This is a genomic window from Streptomyces violaceorubidus, assembly GCF_000717995.1.
Taxonomy (GTDB): Bacteria; Actinomycetota; Actinomycetes; order Streptomycetales; family Streptomycetaceae; genus Streptomyces; species Streptomyces violaceorubidus.
Genome location: NZ_JODM01000005.1, coordinates 218,539 through 235,387 on the forward strand (window position 1 = coordinate 218,539; position 16,849 = coordinate 235,387).

The window sequence follows — 16,849 nt, forward strand, 5'->3', positions numbered from 1 at the left end:
GCGGGCCCCGGCGGCGAAAGGACCCGTCAGTCCTGCATGTCGCGCGCCACGGACATCACGTACTGGCCGTAGTCCGACTGTGCCATCTTTTCGCCGAGCCGATGGCACTGCTCCGTGTCGATGAATCCCATCCGCAAGGCGACTTCCTCCACGCAGGCAATGCGCACGCCCTGCCGTTCTTCGAGGGTCCGTACGTACTGGGTGGCCTGGAGAAGTGATTGCGGGGTGCCGGCGTCCAGCCAGGCGAAACCGCGGCCGAGGTCCACCAGTCGGGCCCGGCCGCGGGCCAGGTAATTCCGGTTGACGTCGGTTATCTCCAGTTCTCCGCGCGCCGAGGGACGCAGGTTCTTGGCGATGTCCACCACTTCGTTGTCGTACAGGTAGAGCCCGGTGACGGCCAGGTCGGAGCGGGGCCGGACCGGCTTCTCCTCCAGGGACACGAGCCGTCCCGCCGCGTCGATCTCGCCGACCCCGTAGCGCTCCGGGTCCTCGACCGGGTAGCCGAACAGCACGCAGCCCCGCACGTCGCGGACGTTGCGCTGGAGCAGGTCGTAGAAGTGGTAGCCGTGGAAGATGTTGTCCCCGAGGACCAGTGCCACGTCGTCGTCGCCCACGTGGTCGGCGCCGATGACGAAGGCGTCGGCCAGCCCGGCCGGCCGGCTCTGCACCGCGTAGTCGATGTCCAGGCCGAGGTGGGAGCCGTCGCCCAGGAGTCTGCGGAACTGTTCCAGGTCGCGCTCGGTGCAGATGAGCAGGATCTCCCTGATGTCCGCGAGCATCAGCACCGACAGCGGATAGTAGATCATCGGTTTGTCGCCGACCGGGAGGAGCTGCTTCGAAACGGAGACGGTTATCGGATGGAGCCTTGTTCCCGAACCGCCGGCGAGAATAATCCCCTTCATGGGTATGCCCCTGTCCTCGATTTCTGTACATGCTATCGACAGGATTTGCCCGGCAGCAAGGACGGCAATTTCGAATCCAGCGTAAATCGACCGGGAATAGAGGAATGCCGGGGGTTGTAAAGCGCCTTGGCGGTGTGATGTGCTGCCAGGGGACCGTGACGCCCTGCGGCCGGACATCGGTAAATGGGAGGGAAAGAAGCAATGACCACTCTCGTATGGGACTATCTACAGGAATACGAGAACGAACGCGCCGATATTCTGGACGCCGTGGAGACGGTCTTCAGCTCGGGCCGGCTCGTCCTCGGCGACAGCGTGCGCGGCTTCGAGGAGGAGTTCGCCGCGTACCACGGTGCGGGGCACTGCGTCGGCGTCGACAACGGCACCAACGCGATCAAGCTGGCCCTCCAGTCGCTCGGTGTCGGCCCCGGGGACGAGGTCGTCACCGTGTCCAACACCGCGGCACCCACCGTGGTGGCCATCGACTCGGTCGGCGCCACCCCGGTCTTCGTCGACGTGGACCCGGACACCTACCTCATGGACACCGACCAGGTCGCCGCCGTCCTGACGCCCCGGACCCGGTGCCTGCTCCCGGTCCACCTCTACGGCCAGTGCGTCGACCTGGCGCCGCTGGAGCGGCTCGCCGCCGAACACGACCTGCTCCTCGTCGAGGACTGCGCCCAGGCCCACGGGGCCCGCCGCGACGGCCGGCTCGCCGGCACCACGGGCGACGCCGCGGCGTTCTCCTTCTACCCGACGAAGGTGCTCGGCGCCTACGGCGACGGCGGTGCCGTACTGACCTCCCGGGACGACGCCCACCACGCGCTGCGCCGGCTGCGCTACTACGGCATGGAGGAGCGCTACTACGTCGTGGGCACCCCGGGCCACAACTCCCGCCTCGACGAGGTGCAGGCGGAGATCCTGCGCCGCAAGCTGCGCCGCCTCGACGGCTACGTGGCGGGCCGGCGGGCCGTCGCCCGGCGCTACGAGGAGGGTCTCGCCGACACCGGTCTCGTACTGCCCCGCACCGCCGCGGGCAACGAGCACGTGTACTACGTCTACACGGTGCGCCACCCCCGCCGCGACGCCGTCATCGAGGCACTCAGGACGTACGACATCGAGCTGAACATCAGCTACCCCTGGCCGGTGCACACCATGACCGGGTTCGCCCACCTCGGCTACCGCCCGGGCTCGCTGCCCGTCACCGAGGAGCTGGCCGGCCAGATCTTCTCGCTGCCCATGTACCCGGCCCTCGCCCCCGACGTCCAGGACAAGGTGATCAGCGCGGTGCGCGACGTGCTGGCCGGTCTCTGAGCCGGTGCGGCACGTCGCGCACGGCACGCCTCGCACACCGAAGGCCCTGCGGAGGGATCCCGCAGGGCCTTCGGCGTCGTGCACGCGGATCAGGCGGCGAGGGGGGCCGCCTCGATGCCGCGCAGACACGCCACCAGGCTCCGTGCCTGCACGTTCAGGTAGTGGCTGTGCCGCAGCAACCGGGTCAGCTGGTGCATGGTCAGCCAGCGGTAGTCGGGGTGGCCGGGGTCCTCGGGGACGTCGCTGTCCACGATCAGGTAGCGGTTGCGGGCGTGGAAGAAGCGGCCGCCCTCCTCGGAGAGCACGGCCTCGTAGCGGATGCGGTCGGCCCCGGCCGAGAGCACCTCGTCGAGATGGCGCGGCCTGGCCCCCGGCGGCAGCCAGCCGTAGCTCTCCGGGACGCACTGCACGGTCGGCGCCAGCTCCACGACGTCCGCGTAGCCCGGTTCCGTGCGGGCGTGCATCAACACGTGCGGCACGCCGTCGAACTCGCGGCGCAGGAAGGCGATGACGCCGGTGCCGCGCGGCTCGATCATCGGCTGGTGCCAGGTGCCGACCTCCCGCCCGGCGGCGGTCACGCAGACCCCGATGACGTCGAAGAAGCCGCCGCTCTCGTGCGAGTAGCCCATCTCGCTGTGCTGCCACTCGTCCAACGCGTTGAGCGCGATCCGCTCGGTGTGCACCGTGGCCAGGGAACGGGTGCCGGCGATCCAGCTCAGCACGTCGGTCATGCGGTGCAGGGCGCCGTCCGGACGGGACGTGTGCGGCAGGCAGGCCAGTACCGTCCGGGCGTCCATGTTGATGACGTCGTCCCGCGCCAGCAGCCGGTACAACTGCCCGAGCGTGAACCAGCGGAAGCCCTCCAGGACCTCCACCTCACCGGCCGTCTCCACCACCATGTTGCGGTTGCGCTTGCGGAAGAACCAGGCGCCCTGTTCCGACTGCCGCACGTCCGCGATCACCCGGTGCCGTGCGGTGTCCCGGAAGTAGTCGAGGTAGGGCACGGGCTTGCCCCTGTGGACGCCGGTGTAGTTGCTCCGGGTCGCCTGCACGGTGGGGGAGAGCTGGAGGCCGCCCGGGTTGCCCGGTTCCGCCTTGGCCTGCATCAGGAGGTGCGGCACCCCGTCGAACTCCTTGACCAGGATGCCCAGGATGCCGACCTCGGGCTGGTCGATGATGGGCTGGTCCCACCAGGGCACCGCGTTGCCGGGCATCTGCACCCGCAGGCCGTGCACCGTGAAGAACTTGCCGCTGCGATGGCGCAGATCACCGGTCACCGGCGTCTGGTACCACTGGTCGAGGGCGGCCAGCGGGATGCGCTCGGCCGTCGTGTAGATCCGCTCTCCGTACCGCGCGAACCAGTCGTCGAACCCCGCGAGGTCGGTCTGCGGGCTCGCCAGCGCGGCGGCCGACCTGGCGATACGGGCCGTCACATCGGCCATCTGCGCTCCTCAGCACTCGTGTGCACGCCTGTGGTCTCCTCGTGGTGGGCGGGACGCGGGCCGGCCCCGCCCCGGTGGCTCATCCGGCGGGTGTCTCCCACGTCGCCCGCATGGTCTCGGCCAGCGGGATGCGCGGCTTCCAGCCGAGCAGTTCGCCGGCCAGGCGGATGTCGGCCAGGGTCCAGCCGCCGCCCTTGCTGGAGACCGGCCCGTCCTCGACCCGCAGCCGCCCGGGCGGCAGCCCCGAGGCGGCCACCAGCAGGTCCACCAGTTCCCGCATGGAGCTGGCCTCCCCGCGCCCGATGTTGACGACCCGCCCGGTCACCGGCGACGCGACGGCGAGGACCACGGCCTCGGCCAGGTCCCGTACGTCGACGAAGTCCCGGCGCGCGTCCGCGACCCGCAGCACCACCGGCCGGTCCGCCGCCGCGGCCCGCAGCCGTTCGACCACCGACCCGAGGAAGCTCGCCCGGGTCGTGTGCGGCCCGCACACGTTGACCGCGCGCAGAACCAGCGCCTCCACCCGGCCGGCCCGGGCGGCGTCGAGCACCAGCTGCGAGCCGGACAGCTTGGTCCGCGCGTAGCTCGTGTCCGGCCGCGCCTCGAACTCCTCGCCGATCGCCGTCGGTTCGGGCACCGGCCCGTACTCGTGGATGGAGCCCACGTGGACCAGCCGCGGCCGCCCGGCCGTCAGCTCCAGGGCCGACAGCAGACGCTCGACCAGGGTGATGTGCGCGTAGCGCATCTCCTCCTCGGTCGTGCCCCAGCCGCCCGTCACATTGACCACCGCGCCCACCCGGTGCCGGCTCAGCAGGGCGGCGAGGTCGGCGGGCGGCACGGCCGCCACGTCCAGGCCGGCGAAGAGCCGGCCGGCCACCGCCGGCGCGCGGTGCCGGGCGACGGCCAGCACCTCGTACCCCTCGCGCTCCAGCGCGTCACCGACGCAGCGGCCGACGCAGCCGGTGGCACCCAGCACCGCGACCCGGGCTCCCCCGGTCCGCGCCCGGTCACCGGTCAGGGCCGCCACAGCGCGGCCTCGATGTCACGGCACTTGTCGTACTCCGGCAGTCCGCCCTCCGCCCGCACCTGCGCGAGCAGGGGCGCCGCGGTGTCCCGGGCGGACAGCAGGGGCTCCACGTCGGTCGGGATCGGCAGGCCGAGCGCGGGATCGAGCGGTGACAGCGAGAGCTCGTTGTGCGCCTCGTAACTCCCGGAGAGCATGTACGACATCACCGTGTCGTCCTCCAGGGCGACGAAGGCGTGCCCGACCCCGACCGGGAAGTACATCGAGCTGAACCCCTCCGGGTCGAGCACGGTGGAGTCCCAGCGGCCGTAGGTGGGCGAACCGACCCGGATGTCCACGACGATGTCGATGGCACGGCCCCGGGCGCAGTACACGTACTTCGCCACGCCCGGCGGGGTGACGGTGTAGTGGATGCCCCGCACCGTGCCCCGGCGCGACTTGCTGTGGTTGGACTGCGCCACCCGGAACAGCGGGTGCCCGAGGGCCTCGACGAACGCCGGCTCCTGGTAGGGGGAGGTGAACAGACCGCGCTCGTCCTCGAAGACGGGCGGGGTGAAGGCATACGCGCCCGACACGGCGAGTTCGCGGTACCTCACGGCGGAAGCCATCTACCGCTCCTCTCGGGGAGTGCCGCCGAAGGCACGGGCCGCGCGGTGCTCGGCGACCAGCTTCTCCAGCAGCGGGACGATGTCGTTGGGGCTCGGGGTGCCGACCATCTCCCGGCGGATATGCGCGCAGTTCTCCGCGAACGAGGGCTCGTCCAGCAGACGCAGCACGTGGTCGCGCAGCTCCTTCGCGGTGTAGTGGTCCGGGTCCTGGACGTACAGCCCCGCCCCGAACTTCTCCAGCTGCTTGGCCTTGTGGATGGTGTCCCAGACCATGTCCGGCACGATCAGCTGCGGGACACCGTGGGCCAGCGCGGTCTGGAAGGTGCCCGACCCGCCGTGGTGCACCACCGCGTCGCAGGTCGGCAGCAGGGCGTTGAGCGGCACGAAGTCCACGGCCCTGACGTTGTCGGGCAGTTCCAGCCCGGCGAGCTGCTTGGCGTTGAGCGTCGCCACCACCTCGACGTCCAGTTCGGCCAGCGCCGACACCAGCTCGCCGATCGAGGCCCGGTCGCCGTCCAGCACCTCGCGGTGGGCCACGCCCAGCGTCAGGCAGACCCGCCGCTTCTTCGGCGGCTCGTGCAGCCAGTCCGGTACGACGGCCTGCCCGTTGTAGGGGATGTAGCGCAGCGGCACGAAGGGCTGCCTGACCGGGAACCGCATCGACGGCGGCACCGGGTCGATGGTCCACTGCCCGACGGCCACCTCCTCCTGGAACTCGGCCCCGTAGCGGCCGAGCGTCCAGGTCAGCCACTCGCGCAGCGGATCGTCGCGCTGCTCGGGCAGCCGCTCGGCCTGGAGGTCGAGGAAGGTCTCGCGCATCCGCCCCAGCAGGTCGAGCCCGAACAGCAGCCGGGCATGGGCGGCGCCGGTGACCTGCGCGGCCACCGGTCCGGCGAAGGACAGCGTGTCCCACACCACCAGGTCGGGCTGCCACTCGCGGCTGAACGCGACCAGGTCGTCGATCATGCGCTCCGGGCAGGAGTTCTGGAAGGCCATCGCCGTCATCGCGGTGAACACCCCGAGGACGTGGTCCCACGTCAGCATCTCGGGACGGGTCTCCGTCATGTCCATCCCGGCTTCCGCCTGGCTCTCCATGATCTCGGCGTCGTCGCCCAGGCCCTCGTTCACCCGCTGCATCTGCTCCTCCAGCAGCAGCGGCTCACCGACGCAGACGGCGGTCAGTCCGGTACGGGTGATGTCCTCCGCCAGGTCCGGCTGGCTGGCGATACGCACCTCGTGGCCGGCGGTCTGAAGGGCCCAGGCCAACGGCACCTGGGCATGCATGTGGGACTTCGCGGCGAATGTGGTGAACAGGACCTTCATCGATCTCCCTTTTCGCGAGTGGTGGCGCCGGCTCCGCAGGGCCCGTGCGGTCCCCGGCAGCGGGCACGGACCGGCGCGGTGGGCCTCACTGTCCGTCGTGGCCGACGTACCGGTGGCGCACCAGCCAGCTGTCGCCGTCGGCGACGAGGACGTCCCGGCACGACGTGCTCAACCGGAGCACGGGGGCGGCGCCCGCCGACGTCGAGACGACCAGGGCGTCGTAGCCGGTGCGCACCGAGCCGTCCGGGAACCGCCAGGCGGCCGGCAGGCCCAGCCAGTGCCGGCGCACCGTGCCGGGGGGCGGGGCGGGCCGCTCCCGCACCGCCGAGGCGATCGACGCCCGCCCCCGCACCGGCTCGGCGAACGAACTCTGGTCGAAGACCCCGTCGTCGGTGAACGTGCCGGCCCAGGCGGCCCCTTCGCCCTCGTCGAGGAGGCGCATCTGCCGGGCGTAGAACTGCTGGATGGAGGCGTACTCGGCCGGGGCGACCGGCTCGGTGCGGCCCCGCCGCTCCGCGAACTCCTTGGCGTGCCGCATGGTGATCGTGCTGTTGCCGCCGAGCGCGTCCCGGATGAAGGCGCGGGCGTCGGCGACGGTGGCCGAGGGGCCGAGCACCTTGGTGACGGCCGCCGTGTTGACCACCACGGTGTGCCGGGAGACGGCCACGCTGCCGGACGGGGTCTCGCGCACCGTCCACTCGCCGGTGTGCACGGACATCAGGGCGGGCGTCTGCGACTGCTTGTACGTGATGCGCCCGTCGGGCAGGCAGATCCGGACGGAGGTCGTGGTGTGCGTCGACCCGTCGGGGGCACGCGTGTCCATCTCCAGGTGCTGGACGTCCGGCGTGTCCTCCTTCAGCAGCACCCGGGCCACGTGCGGCAGCCGCTCCTGCCACCGCCCCGCGTCGTGCAGGAAGGCGCGCACCTCCTCGGCCGGCGCGTCGACGTGCACGGTGTCCTCGAAGGTGTAGGGCTCCGCGTCGCCGCCCACGCGCAGGGCCGCGGACTCCAGGGCGGCCAGCTCGGCGCCGCTGTTGCGCTCGACCGCCTCCAGGATCCAGGCGACGTTGCGCTCCAGGTCGTCGACGGCACGGAAGTCGTGCAGCAGCCGGACGCGGGAGCCGCCGTCGGCCAGCGCCTCGACGATCCACTCCCCGCCCATCGCCGCCACCGGGGCCTGGGAGACCTCCTGGCGGAACCGGATCCGCAGCCCCTCGCGGTCCAGGACCCGGCGCGAGGTCCAGGACTTCACCTCGCCGTTGGCGGTGGCCCAGATCCGCAGCCGCTCCTCGTCGCCGGACCGCTCCAGGTACTCCACGTGCAAGGTCGGCGGAAAGACGTGCGGCCAGTCCTCGGCCCGCTCCACCAGGGCGAAGACCGTCTCCGGCGCGGCGGCCACCGTGATGGTGTGCTCGGTGGTGTGCAGCTCCTGCGTCATCCTGATCCCCTCTGTCCGGCCGCGGCCGCGCACGGCCGGGCCCGCTGTCAGTAGTTGCCGAGCCCGCCGCAGACGTTCATGGCCTGGGCCGTGATCGACGCGGCGGTGGGGGACAGGAGGTAGCCGACGAGCCCGGCGACCTCGTCCGGCGTGGAATAGCGTCCGAGGGGGATCTTCGCCTCGAACCTCTCCAGCACCTCCGCCTCGCTGATGTCCCAGGCGCCGGCGTATCCCTGGCGCACCCGCTCGGCCATCGGCGTCTCGACGTACCCCGGGCAGACGGCGTTGACGGTGATGCCCGTCTTCGCCAGCTCCAGACCGAGCGCCTTGGTGAAGCCGATGACGCCGTGCTTCGACGCCGAGTACGGCGCCCCCAGGGCCACGCCCTGCTTGCCGCCGGTCGAGGCGATGTTGACGATCCGCCCGGCGCCGCGCTCCAGCATCCCGCCGGTCGTCAGCACCTCACGGGTCACCCGGAAGACGCTGTTGAGGTTGGTGTCGATCACGTCGAGCCACAGCTCGTCCGTGAGGTGCGCGCTCTGGCCGCCGCCGCTGCGGCCGGCGTTGTTGACCAGTACGTCCACCGGACCGAACCGCTCCCTGGCCGCCGCCACGAAGGCGCCCACCTGGCGGGTGTCGCGCACGTCGCACGAGGCGCCGTCGACGTCCAGACCGGCCTCGCGCAGCTCCTTGACGGTGTGGGCGACCCGGTCGCCGTCACGGGCGCAGATGAAGACCCGCGCGCCCTGACCGGCCAGGCTGCGCGCCACGGCCAGGCCGATTCCGCTGGTGGCACCAGTGACGACGGCGACGCGCTCTGCTGCGGGCGACATGGCGGCTCCTCGGCGTTTCCTGCGGTGGGGTGTCGGACGACTGCGAGGGTTTCAGCGGCCGCTCGAAATGCGCTCGACCCCTGGCCCGGCCCGCGCTCCAGCGGCCTTCCACCCGCATGCGAGAACCGGCACGCAGCGTGGAACGACACGAACGACCGCGTGGAGTCAAGCGGTGCCGAGGCACCCGAAAGGGTCGTCGAGGTGCCGGGCATCACCGGGTCACGAGGGAGGCCATTGATGACGGACCACGAGTCAGACGCCAGGGAGGACGGCGCCGTGACCTTCGTGAACACCTTCACGGTGCACGCCGAGGCGGAGGTGTTCGAGGAAGAGTTCGCGCGGACGTCCGAGTTCATGGCGAGGCAGCCGGGCTTCGTCCGGCACACCCTCTGCCGTCACGCCGAGCGGCCCGGCCAGTACGTCAACGTGGCCGAGTGGAAGGACGTCGCCTCCTTCCGGGCGGCCGTCTCGCACCCCGACTTCACCCCGCACGCCGGCGCCCTGCGCGCCCTGAGCGAGAGCCGTCCGGAGCTGTACCTGGCCCGTCTGCGGCGCGACGGCGGGGCGACGGCCCGGGGCGAGGTGGGGATATGACGGGCCGCCGCCGGGTGGTCGTCACCGGGCTCGGCGTGGTCGCCCCGGGCGGCATCGGGACCAAGGCGTTCTGGGAGCGCATCGTCTCCGGCGTGTCCGCGACCCGGACCATCACGGCCTTCGACCCGACGCCGTTCCGCTCGCGGATGGCCGCCGAGTGCGACTTCGACGGGCTCCGCTCGGGACTGTCGGCGCGCGACACCGCACGCCTGGACCGCGCCTCCCAGTTCGCGCTGGTCGCCGCCCGCGAGGCGCTCTCGGACAGCGGCGTCGAGATCGACGAGGGCAACGCGCACCGTACCGGTGTCAGCCTCGGCTCCGCGGTGGGCTGCACCCAGAAACTGGAGGAGGAGTACGTCGCGCGCAGCGACGGCGGGCGGCAGTGGCTCGTCGACCACGCGGCGGGCACCCCGTACCTCTACGACTACTTCGTGCCCAGCTCCATGGCGGCGGAAGTGGCCTGGGAGGCCGGCGCCGAGGGGCCGGTGGCGCTCGTCTCCGCGGGCTGCACCTCCGGCCTCGACTCCCTCGGGCACGCCGTCGAGCTCATCAGGGAGGGCAGCGCCGACATCATGATCGCCGGGGGCAGCGACGCCCCCGTCGCGCCGATCACGGTGGCCTGCTTCGACGCCATCAAGGCGACCTCGCCGCGCAACGACACCCCCACCCACGCCTCCCGGCCCTTCGACCGGACCCGCAGCGGTTTCGTGCTCGGCGAGGGCGCGGCCGTCCTCGTCCTGGAGGAGCGGGAGTCGGCCCTGCGGCGCGGGGCGCAGGTCTACGCCGAGATCGCCGGCTTCGCCGCCCGCGCCAACGCCCACCACATGACCGGCCTGCGCCCCGACGGCATGGAGATGGCCGCCGCGATCACCGGCGCGCTCGACGACGCCCGGCTCGCGGCGGAGGCCGTCGGCTACGTCAACGCGCACGGCACGGCCACCCGGCAGAACGACATCCACGAGACGGCCGCGATCAAGCGCAGCCTGGGCGAGCACGCCCACCGGGTCCCGGTCAGCTCCATCAAGGCGGTCATCGGGCACTCGCTCGGCGCCGTCGGCTCCATCGAGGCCGCCGCCTCCGCCCTGGTGATCCGGCACGGTGTGGTGCCGCCCACGGCCGGCCTGCACGAACCCGACCCTCAACTCGACCTGGACTACGTGCCGTTGACCGCGCGCGACCAGCGCACCGACACGGTCCTCACGGTGGGCAGCGGCTTCGGCGGCTTCCAGAGCGCGATGGTCCTCACCGCGACGGAAGGGAGGCGGCCATGACCGCCCCGGCCCCCACCCCGACGGCCGTCGTCACCGGAGTCGGGGTGCTCGCGCCCAACGGCGTCGGGGCGCGCAACTACTGGTCGGCGACGCTCCGCGGCGAGAGCGGCATCGGCCGCATCACCCGCTTCGATCCCTCCTCCTACCCCTCCCGGCTGGCCGGCGAGGTCACCGACTTCTCCGTGCGCGACCACGTCCCCAGCAGGCTCGTCCCGCAGACCGACCGCACCACGCAGTTCGCCCTGGCGGGCTCCGACTGGGCGCTCGCGGACTCCGGACTGGACGCCGGCAGCCTGCCGGCACAGGAGCGCGGGGTGGTCACCGCCAGTGCCTCCGGCGGATTCGAGTTCGGCCAGCGCGAGCTGGGCCACCTGTGGGGCAAGGACCCCAAGCACGTCAGCGCGTACATGTCCTTCGCCTGGTTCTACGCGGTCAACACCGGCCAGGTCTCCATCCGGCACGACCTGCGCGGTCCGACCGGAGTCCTCGTCACCGACCAGGCGGGCGGCCTCGACGCGGTCGCACAGGCCCGGCGCCGCATCCGCGGGGGCACCCCGGTCATGCTGACCGGCGGCATGGACGCCTCGCTGTGCCCGTACGGCCTCGCGGCGCAGATCTCCGCCGGGATGCTCAGCGGGAGCGACGATCCGGCCCGCGCCTACCGGCCGTTCGCCGCCGCCGCCGACGGCCACGTGCCGGGCGAGGGCGGCGCGATCCTGACCCTGGAGGAGGGGCGGCGGGCCCGGGAACGCGGGGCGCGCGTCTACGGCGAGATCGGCGGCTACGCCGCCACCTTCGACCCGAGGCCCGGCTCGGGCCGGCCCTCCAACCTGGAACGGGCGGTGCGGGACGCGCTGACCGACGCCGGACTGCGCCCCGAGGACATCACCTTCGTCCTCGCGGACGGCGCCGGCGAACCGGAGGCGGACCGCGTCGAGGCGCGGGCCCTGAGCGCGGTCTTCGGGCCCGGCGGGGTGCCGGTCACGGTCCCCAAGACCATGACCGGCCGCCTCTACTCGGGCGCCGCGCCGCTCGACCTCGTCACCGCCCTGCTCGCCCTGCGCGACGGCCTCGTCCCGCCGACCGTCCACGTCGACGCCCCCGCCGCCGACTACGACCTCGACCTCGTGACCGGCCGGCCCCGGCCCGTCGACGGGGACGCCGCCCTCGTCCTGGCCCGGGGCCGCGGAGGCTTCAACAGCGCCATGGTCGTACGGCGCCCGACGGGGGCGTAGGCCGACACCGCGGCGCGGGCCGGCCGTCCCCGCCCCCCACGCGCCGTCACCGAACGACACCTCACACCCATTGGAGACGTCATGTCCGCTTTCACCCTTGAGGACCTGTTCACGATCATGCGGGAGTGCGCGGGCGAGGAGGAGTCCGTCGACCTGGCCGACACCGCCGCGCTTCAGGAGTTCGCCGAGCTGGGCTACGACTCGCTGGCCCTGATGGAGGCGCTCAGCAGGGTGGAGCGCGCCTACGACGTCGAGCTGCCCGAGGAGACGCTGGGCGAGGCGCTGACCCCCGCCGCGTTCGTCGACGCCGTCAACGCCGCACTCGCCGCCCGCACTCCCGCCGTGGAGGCCGCCGGATGACCGAGGCGGTCTGGGCGCCGGACATCCTGATCGCGGGGTGCGCGGCCTGGCTGCCGCCCCGCACCCCGGCCGCGGACGCCGTCGCGGCCGGGAGTTGCGACGAGGCGCTGGTCACGACCACCGGCATGGTGTCCGTGGCCGTCGCGGAGGACGAACCGGCGCCGGAGATGGCGGCCCGCGCCGCCCGCACCGCCCTCCAACGCGCGGGCCTGGACGACGTGTCGCTGATCCTGCACGCCAGCTTCTTCTACCAGGGGCACGACCTCTGGGCGCCCGCCTCGTACGTCCAGCGGGCCGCCGTCGGCAACCAGTGCCCCGCGATCGAGGTCGGCCAGGTGTCCAACGGCGGCATGGCCGCGCTCGGTCTCGCGGTGGACCACCTGCGGGGCGGCCCGGCGGCCGGGGAGGAGGACCGGCGCGTCCTGGTGACGACCGGCGACGCCTTCCGTCCGCCGGGCTTCGACCGCTGGCGCAGCGACTCGGGCACCTTCTACGGGGACGGGGGCACCGCCCTCGTGCTCTCCTCGCGCGAGGGCTTCGCCCGGATCCGCGCCGTCGCCACCGTCTCCGCTCCGGAGCTGGAGGGGATGCACCGCGGCGACGACCCCTTCGGGAGGGCCCCGTTCAGTCACCGGCCCGTGGTCGACCTGGACGCCTGCAAGAAGGACTTCCTGGCCACCCGCCGGGTGACCGGGGTGATCGCGGCGAGCGGGGCCGCGCAGGACGCCGCCGTCGCGAGGGCCCTGGCCGAGGCCGGGGTCACGCTCGCCGACGTCGACCGCTTCGTCCTTCCCCACCTGGGCCGCAAACGGCTGCGGGCCGGGTTCCTGGCCCGCTTCGGCATCGCCGAGGAGCGCACCACCTGGGAGTGGAGCCGCACCGTCGGGCACCTCGGCGCCGGCGACCAGATCGCCGGTTTCGACCACCTGGTCTCCGCCACCGGACTGAACGCCGGAGACCTGGTGGTCTGGATGAGCGTGGGCGCCGGATTCACCTACTCCTGCGCGGTCGTCGAGATCCTGGAGCGGCCCGCCTGGGTGAGCCCCGAGGCCGTGGGGGCCGTCGCATGACCCCCGCCGGGACCCGGACGGGGCAGCCGTTGCCCGTCGCGCTGCTGCTGCCCGGCCAGGGAGCCCAGCACGTGCGGATGGCCGCGGGGCTCTACGGGCACGAGCCGGCCTTCAGCGCGGCGATGGACGAGTTCTTCGACGCGGCGGGCGCCGAAGGCGACGCGCTGCGCCGGGACTGGCTGGCCGAACGCCCCCGCACCGACATGGACCACGTCACCCGGTCCCAGCCGCTGCTCTTCGCCGTCGGCCACGCACTGGGCCGGACGGCACTGGACCGGGGACTGCGTCCGACGGCGCTGCTGGGGCACAGCATCGGGGAGATGGCCGCGGCCACCCTGGCCGGGGTGTTCCGGCTCCCGGACGCGACCGGCCTGGTCCTCGACCGGGTGCGCCGGCTGGCCGGGGCCCCGCCGGGCGGCATGCTGGCGGTGGCCGCCTCCACGGCGGAGGTGGCTCCGTACCTGCGGGGGCAGGTCGTCGTCGGCGCGGTCAACACCCCGCGCCAGACGGTGCTCGCGGGACCCGACGAGCCGCTGGAGGCGGCCGGACGCGCGCTGCGGGAGGCGGGCTTCGTCTGCCGCCGGGTGCCGTCGCTCAGCCCCTTCCACAGCCCCGTGCTCGAACCCGCCTGCCGGGGCGCGGCCGAACGCTTCGCCGCGGTGGAACGGCACCTGCCGTCCGTGCCGGTCCACTCCGCCTACACCGCGGCCCCGCTCACCCGGTCCGACATCGACGATCCCGGCTTCTGGGCGGGGCAGCCCGTGGCCCCGGTGCTCTTCTGGCCCGCGCTGGAGGCGCTGCTGGCGGGCGGCGACCACCTGCTGGTGGACGTCGGGCCGGGGCAGGGACTGTCCGCGGTGGCCCGCCGGCACCCGGCCGTCCGGCGGGGCACCAGTGCCGTGGTCTCGCTGCTGCCGCCCCGGCCGGGGGCGCCGGAGGCGGACCGCGCCGGCCTGGACGCCGCGCTGCGCCGCCTGGAGGCGGCCGGACACCCGGTGGTCCGTGGCCCCGGGCGCACCGGCGCCCCGGAGCACTCCGTCGCCTGACCCGCACGGCGTACGGCTCCGCCCCCCCCCCCGGGCGGGGGCGCGGCCCGCGCCCCGCGCTCGGCCGGCGCCCCCCGCCCCGGCCCGGCGCACGCCGGGGGGTGCCCCCCCCCCGCCAGCAGCGCCTCCAGCGCGGGCCAGAAGAGCACCGGGGCCACGGGCTGCCCCGCCCAGAAGCCGGGATCGTCGAGCGGGCGAGATCGGCCGGGTCGGCGAGCCAGCTGTTGAAACGCTGCTGGAGCGCTTCGGGCCGCCACGCCGGGGGCAGGTCGAGCAGCAGTTCACGGGGGATCAGCTCGGTGAAGACCGGCGGCAGGAAGGGAAAGGTGTCGTCGCTGAAGACCGGGCTGGTGAAGGCGAGGCGGCCGCCGGGCGAGAGCAGCGGGGCGTAACGGGCCAGGGCCGCGGGGGCGTCGGGCAGGAAGATCACGCTGTAGCTGCCCAGCACCACGTCGAAGGAGCCCGGCGCGAAGTCCGGGTGCTCCCCGTCCATCACCCGCAGCTCCACCGTGTCCGCGCGCCGCAGCGCCGCCTCCTTCGCGGCCTCCTCGATCATCGCCTCGGCGACGTCGATGCCCACCACCAGGCCCTTCGGCCCGACGCGTTCGGCGGCCGGGAAGACGCAGGCCCCGCGGCCGCAGCCGACGTCGAGGACCCGCTCGCCCTCACGGGGGGCCGCGTGTTCCACCAGGCGCCGGCCCATCGGGGTGAAGAACTCGACGCCGAGCCGGTCGTAGGACGCCGCGGCGCTGTTGAAGGCAGCCGTCACTTCGGATTTGTACGTGGACGTGTCCACTGGCCCTCCCGCTCTGTCGGTGGATCCCCCACCTTCCACGTCCCGTCTCGGGCTCGGATCGAGGACTCTTGGAGCCCCGCTGGAATGTGGCTGGACAAAACGCAAAGAAATATGCGGACGGCCGGTCGGGTCTTGTGCCCCACGGGGTTCTTTCCTAAGACTTGCTTTCGGCACCGACGCATCAATTCGGAGGGAGAAAAAGGTGAGCGACCAGATAGCCGCCGTCCGGCGCATGGTGGAGGCGTACAACACCGGGAAAACGGACGACGTGGCCGAGTACATCCATCCGGAATACATGAATCCGGGCACCCTTGAATTCACCTCGCTGCTGGGGCCCGAACTTTTCGCGGTCAATGTCGCGTGGGTCAAGAGGACCTTCTCCGAGGACGCGCGCCTGGAGGAGGTGGCCATCGAGGAGAACGGCGACTGGGTGCGGGCCCGGCTGGTGCTCTACGGGCGGCACGTCGGTGAGATGGTCGGCATGCAGCCCACCGGGCGTCTGTTCTCCGGCGAGCAGATCCACCTCCTCCACTTCGTCGACGGCAAGATCCACCACCACCGCGACTGGCCCGACTACCAGGGCACCTACCGGCAGCTCGGCGAGCCGTGGCCGGTGGCGGAGCACCGCCGTCCGTGATCGAGGGTTCCTCGATGCCGCACAAGCCTGGGGGAGGCGCGATGGAGTTCGGTGTACTGGGCTCGCTGTACGTGCGGGTGAACGGGGAGACGAGCGCCCCGAGCGCCCCGAAACTGCGCAACGTGCTGGCGATGCTCCTCGTCCACGCGGGGCAGGTGGTGCCCGTGTCCTCGCTGGTGCGGGACCTGTGGGACGACGACCCGCCGGTCAGCGGGCTGACCACGTTGCAGACCTACATTCTGAACCTGCGCAAGATGTTCTCCGCGGTCACCGGCAGGCCCACCGGCGAGGTGGCCCGCGACGTCCTGGTGACCAGGGCGGGCGGGTACTCGCTGGCGGCCGAGGCGGGCGTGCTCGACCTGCACCGCTACCGGCGCCTGGTGACCTCCGGGCGCGAGGCCCTGGCGCGCGGCGACGACGCGGCCGGGATGCGGGACCTCAACGAGGCACTCCTGCTCTGGCGGGGGCCGGCCCTGGTCGACGTCCCGGCCGGCCGGGTGCTGGAGAGCAGGCGCAGGCAGCTCGAGGAGTCCCGGCTGGCCGCCTTCGAGTACCTGGTCGACGTGGAGCTCAGGCTCGGCATGTACCGGGAGGTGCTCGCCGAGCTGGCCGCCCTCACGGTGGAGAACCCGCTGCACGAGGGCCTGCACGGCCAGTACATGTGGGCCCTGCACCTCAGCGGGCGCAGGGCCCAGGCGCTTCAGGTCTTCCACCGGCTGCGCGGTGCGCTGGTCGCCGGGCTCGGCCTGGAGCCGGGTCCCCAGGTGCAGCGGCTGCACCAGGCGGTGCTCAACGCGGACACCGAGTTCGAGCCGCGCTTCACCGCGGTCCGGGCTCCGGCCGCGGTGCCCGCCACGGCCTTCGGCGGCGGGCGTCCCTACTGACGCGTCGACAATCAAGTTTGATTGCACCCCCGGCCGCCCTGTGACTAGGGTGAGGCTGCTAGACAAATTTGATTA

At 72.7% G+C, this 16,849-nt stretch carries 16 protein-coding genes and 1 pseudogene; 9 read left to right on the top strand and 8 right to left on the bottom strand.

The window, feature by feature from the left end:
- Positions 1–26 precede the first annotated feature (26 nt).
- A complete protein-coding gene (gene rfbA, locus IE94_RS0110170) occupies positions 27–902 on the bottom strand; it encodes a glucose-1-phosphate thymidylyltransferase RfbA (RefSeq protein ID WP_030181336.1) in 876 nt (291 codons plus the stop codon).
- Between the two features lie 201 nt (positions 903–1,103).
- Between rfbA and IE94_RS0110175 the strand changes: the two genes are divergently transcribed.
- A complete protein-coding gene (locus tag IE94_RS0110175; RefSeq protein ID WP_030181338.1) occupies positions 1,104–2,213 on the top strand; it encodes a DegT/DnrJ/EryC1/StrS family aminotransferase in 1,110 nt (369 codons plus the stop codon).
- 89 nt (positions 2,214–2,302) lie between these two features.
- Here IE94_RS0110175 and IE94_RS0110180 read toward each other — a convergent pair whose 3' ends face one another.
- The 6 genes from IE94_RS0110180 to fabG all read right to left on the bottom strand — a co-directional run bounded on the left by IE94_RS0110180 (position 2,303) and on the right by fabG (position 8,881).
- Positions 2,303–3,655, bottom strand: coding sequence for an NDP-hexose 2,3-dehydratase family protein (locus IE94_RS0110180; RefSeq protein ID WP_030181342.1), 1,353 nt, complete (start codon positions 3,653–3,655; stop codon positions 2,303–2,305).
- A 79-nt stretch (positions 3,656–3,734) separates the two neighbouring features.
- Positions 3,735–4,682: an NAD-dependent epimerase/dehydratase family protein gene (locus IE94_RS0110185; protein ID WP_245235212.1), complete on the bottom strand. Its 948-nt coding sequence runs from the start codon at positions 4,680–4,682 to the stop codon at positions 3,735–3,737.
- A complete protein-coding gene (locus tag IE94_RS0110190) occupies positions 4,670–5,287 on the bottom strand; it encodes a dTDP-4-dehydrorhamnose 3,5-epimerase family protein (protein WP_030181346.1) in 618 nt (205 codons plus the stop codon). The genes IE94_RS0110185 and IE94_RS0110190 overlap by 13 nt, the downstream gene beginning before the upstream one ends.
- Positions 5,288–6,610: an activator-dependent family glycosyltransferase gene (locus IE94_RS0110195; RefSeq protein WP_030181349.1), complete on the bottom strand. Its 1,323-nt coding sequence runs from the start codon at positions 6,608–6,610 to the stop codon at positions 5,288–5,290.
- A gap of 85 nt (positions 6,611–6,695) precedes the next feature.
- The gene (locus tag IE94_RS0110200) at positions 6,696–8,048 is read right to left on the bottom strand and encodes an SRPBCC family protein (RefSeq protein ID WP_030181352.1); all 1,353 of its coding nucleotides are present in this window, start codon (positions 8,046–8,048) and stop codon (positions 6,696–6,698) included.
- A 47-nt stretch (positions 8,049–8,095) separates the two neighbouring features.
- Entirely contained in the window at positions 8,096–8,881 is a 786-nt protein-coding gene (gene fabG, locus IE94_RS0110205; RefSeq protein WP_030181355.1) for a 3-oxoacyl-ACP reductase FabG, read from the bottom strand.
- A 237-nt stretch (positions 8,882–9,118) separates the two neighbouring features.
- Between fabG and IE94_RS0110210 the strand changes: the two genes are divergently transcribed.
- The 6 genes from IE94_RS0110210 to IE94_RS0110235 all read left to right on the top strand — a co-directional run bounded on the left by IE94_RS0110210 (position 9,119) and on the right by IE94_RS0110235 (position 14,457).
- Positions 9,119–9,475, top strand: a complete 357-nt coding sequence (locus IE94_RS0110210) for an antibiotic biosynthesis monooxygenase family protein (RefSeq protein ID WP_030181357.1) — start codon at positions 9,119–9,121, stop codon at positions 9,473–9,475.
- Positions 9,472–10,746: a beta-ketoacyl-[acyl-carrier-protein] synthase family protein gene (locus tag IE94_RS0110215; protein WP_030181358.1), complete on the top strand. Its 1,275-nt coding sequence runs from the start codon at positions 9,472–9,474 to the stop codon at positions 10,744–10,746. Before IE94_RS0110210 ends, IE94_RS0110215 begins: the two co-directional genes overlap by 4 nt.
- Positions 10,743–11,981 (top strand): ketosynthase chain-length factor, encoded by a 1,239-nt coding sequence (locus IE94_RS0110220; RefSeq protein WP_030181360.1) that lies wholly within the window; start codon positions 10,743–10,745, stop codon positions 11,979–11,981. The genes IE94_RS0110215 and IE94_RS0110220 overlap by 4 nt, the downstream gene beginning before the upstream one ends.
- 81 nt (positions 11,982–12,062) lie before the next feature.
- The gene (locus IE94_RS0110225) at positions 12,063–12,341 is read left to right on the top strand and encodes an acyl carrier protein (protein WP_030181363.1); all 279 of its coding nucleotides are present in this window, start codon (positions 12,063–12,065) and stop codon (positions 12,339–12,341) included.
- Positions 12,338–13,411 (top strand): ketoacyl-ACP synthase III family protein, encoded by a 1,074-nt coding sequence (locus tag IE94_RS0110230; protein ID WP_051777400.1) that lies wholly within the window; start codon positions 12,338–12,340, stop codon positions 13,409–13,411. Before IE94_RS0110225 ends, IE94_RS0110230 begins: the two co-directional genes overlap by 4 nt.
- Positions 13,408–14,457, top strand: a complete 1,050-nt coding sequence (locus IE94_RS0110235; RefSeq protein WP_051777403.1) for an acyltransferase domain-containing protein — start codon at positions 13,408–13,410, stop codon at positions 14,455–14,457. The genes IE94_RS0110230 and IE94_RS0110235 overlap by 4 nt, the downstream gene beginning before the upstream one ends.
- A gap of 175 nt (positions 14,458–14,632) precedes the next feature.
- On the opposite strand, the pseudogene IE94_RS37860 reads toward IE94_RS0110235, so the two are convergent.
- Positions 14,633–15,253 (bottom strand): annotated as a pseudogene (locus IE94_RS37860) (class I SAM-dependent methyltransferase); the annotation flags it as partial.
- Between the two features lie 202 nt (positions 15,254–15,455).
- On the opposite strand from IE94_RS37860, the gene IE94_RS0110240 reads away from it, so the two are divergent.
- Together IE94_RS0110240 and IE94_RS0110245 are read left to right on the top strand one after the other, a co-directional pair.
- Entirely contained in the window at positions 15,456–15,890 is a 435-nt protein-coding gene (locus IE94_RS0110240; protein ID WP_030181370.1) for an ester cyclase, read from the top strand.
- A gap of 41 nt (positions 15,891–15,931) precedes the next feature.
- The gene (locus tag IE94_RS0110245) at positions 15,932–16,774 is read left to right on the top strand and encodes an AfsR/SARP family transcriptional regulator (RefSeq protein WP_030181376.1); all 843 of its coding nucleotides are present in this window, start codon (positions 15,932–15,934) and stop codon (positions 16,772–16,774) included.
- Positions 16,775–16,849: the final 75 nt, after the last annotated feature.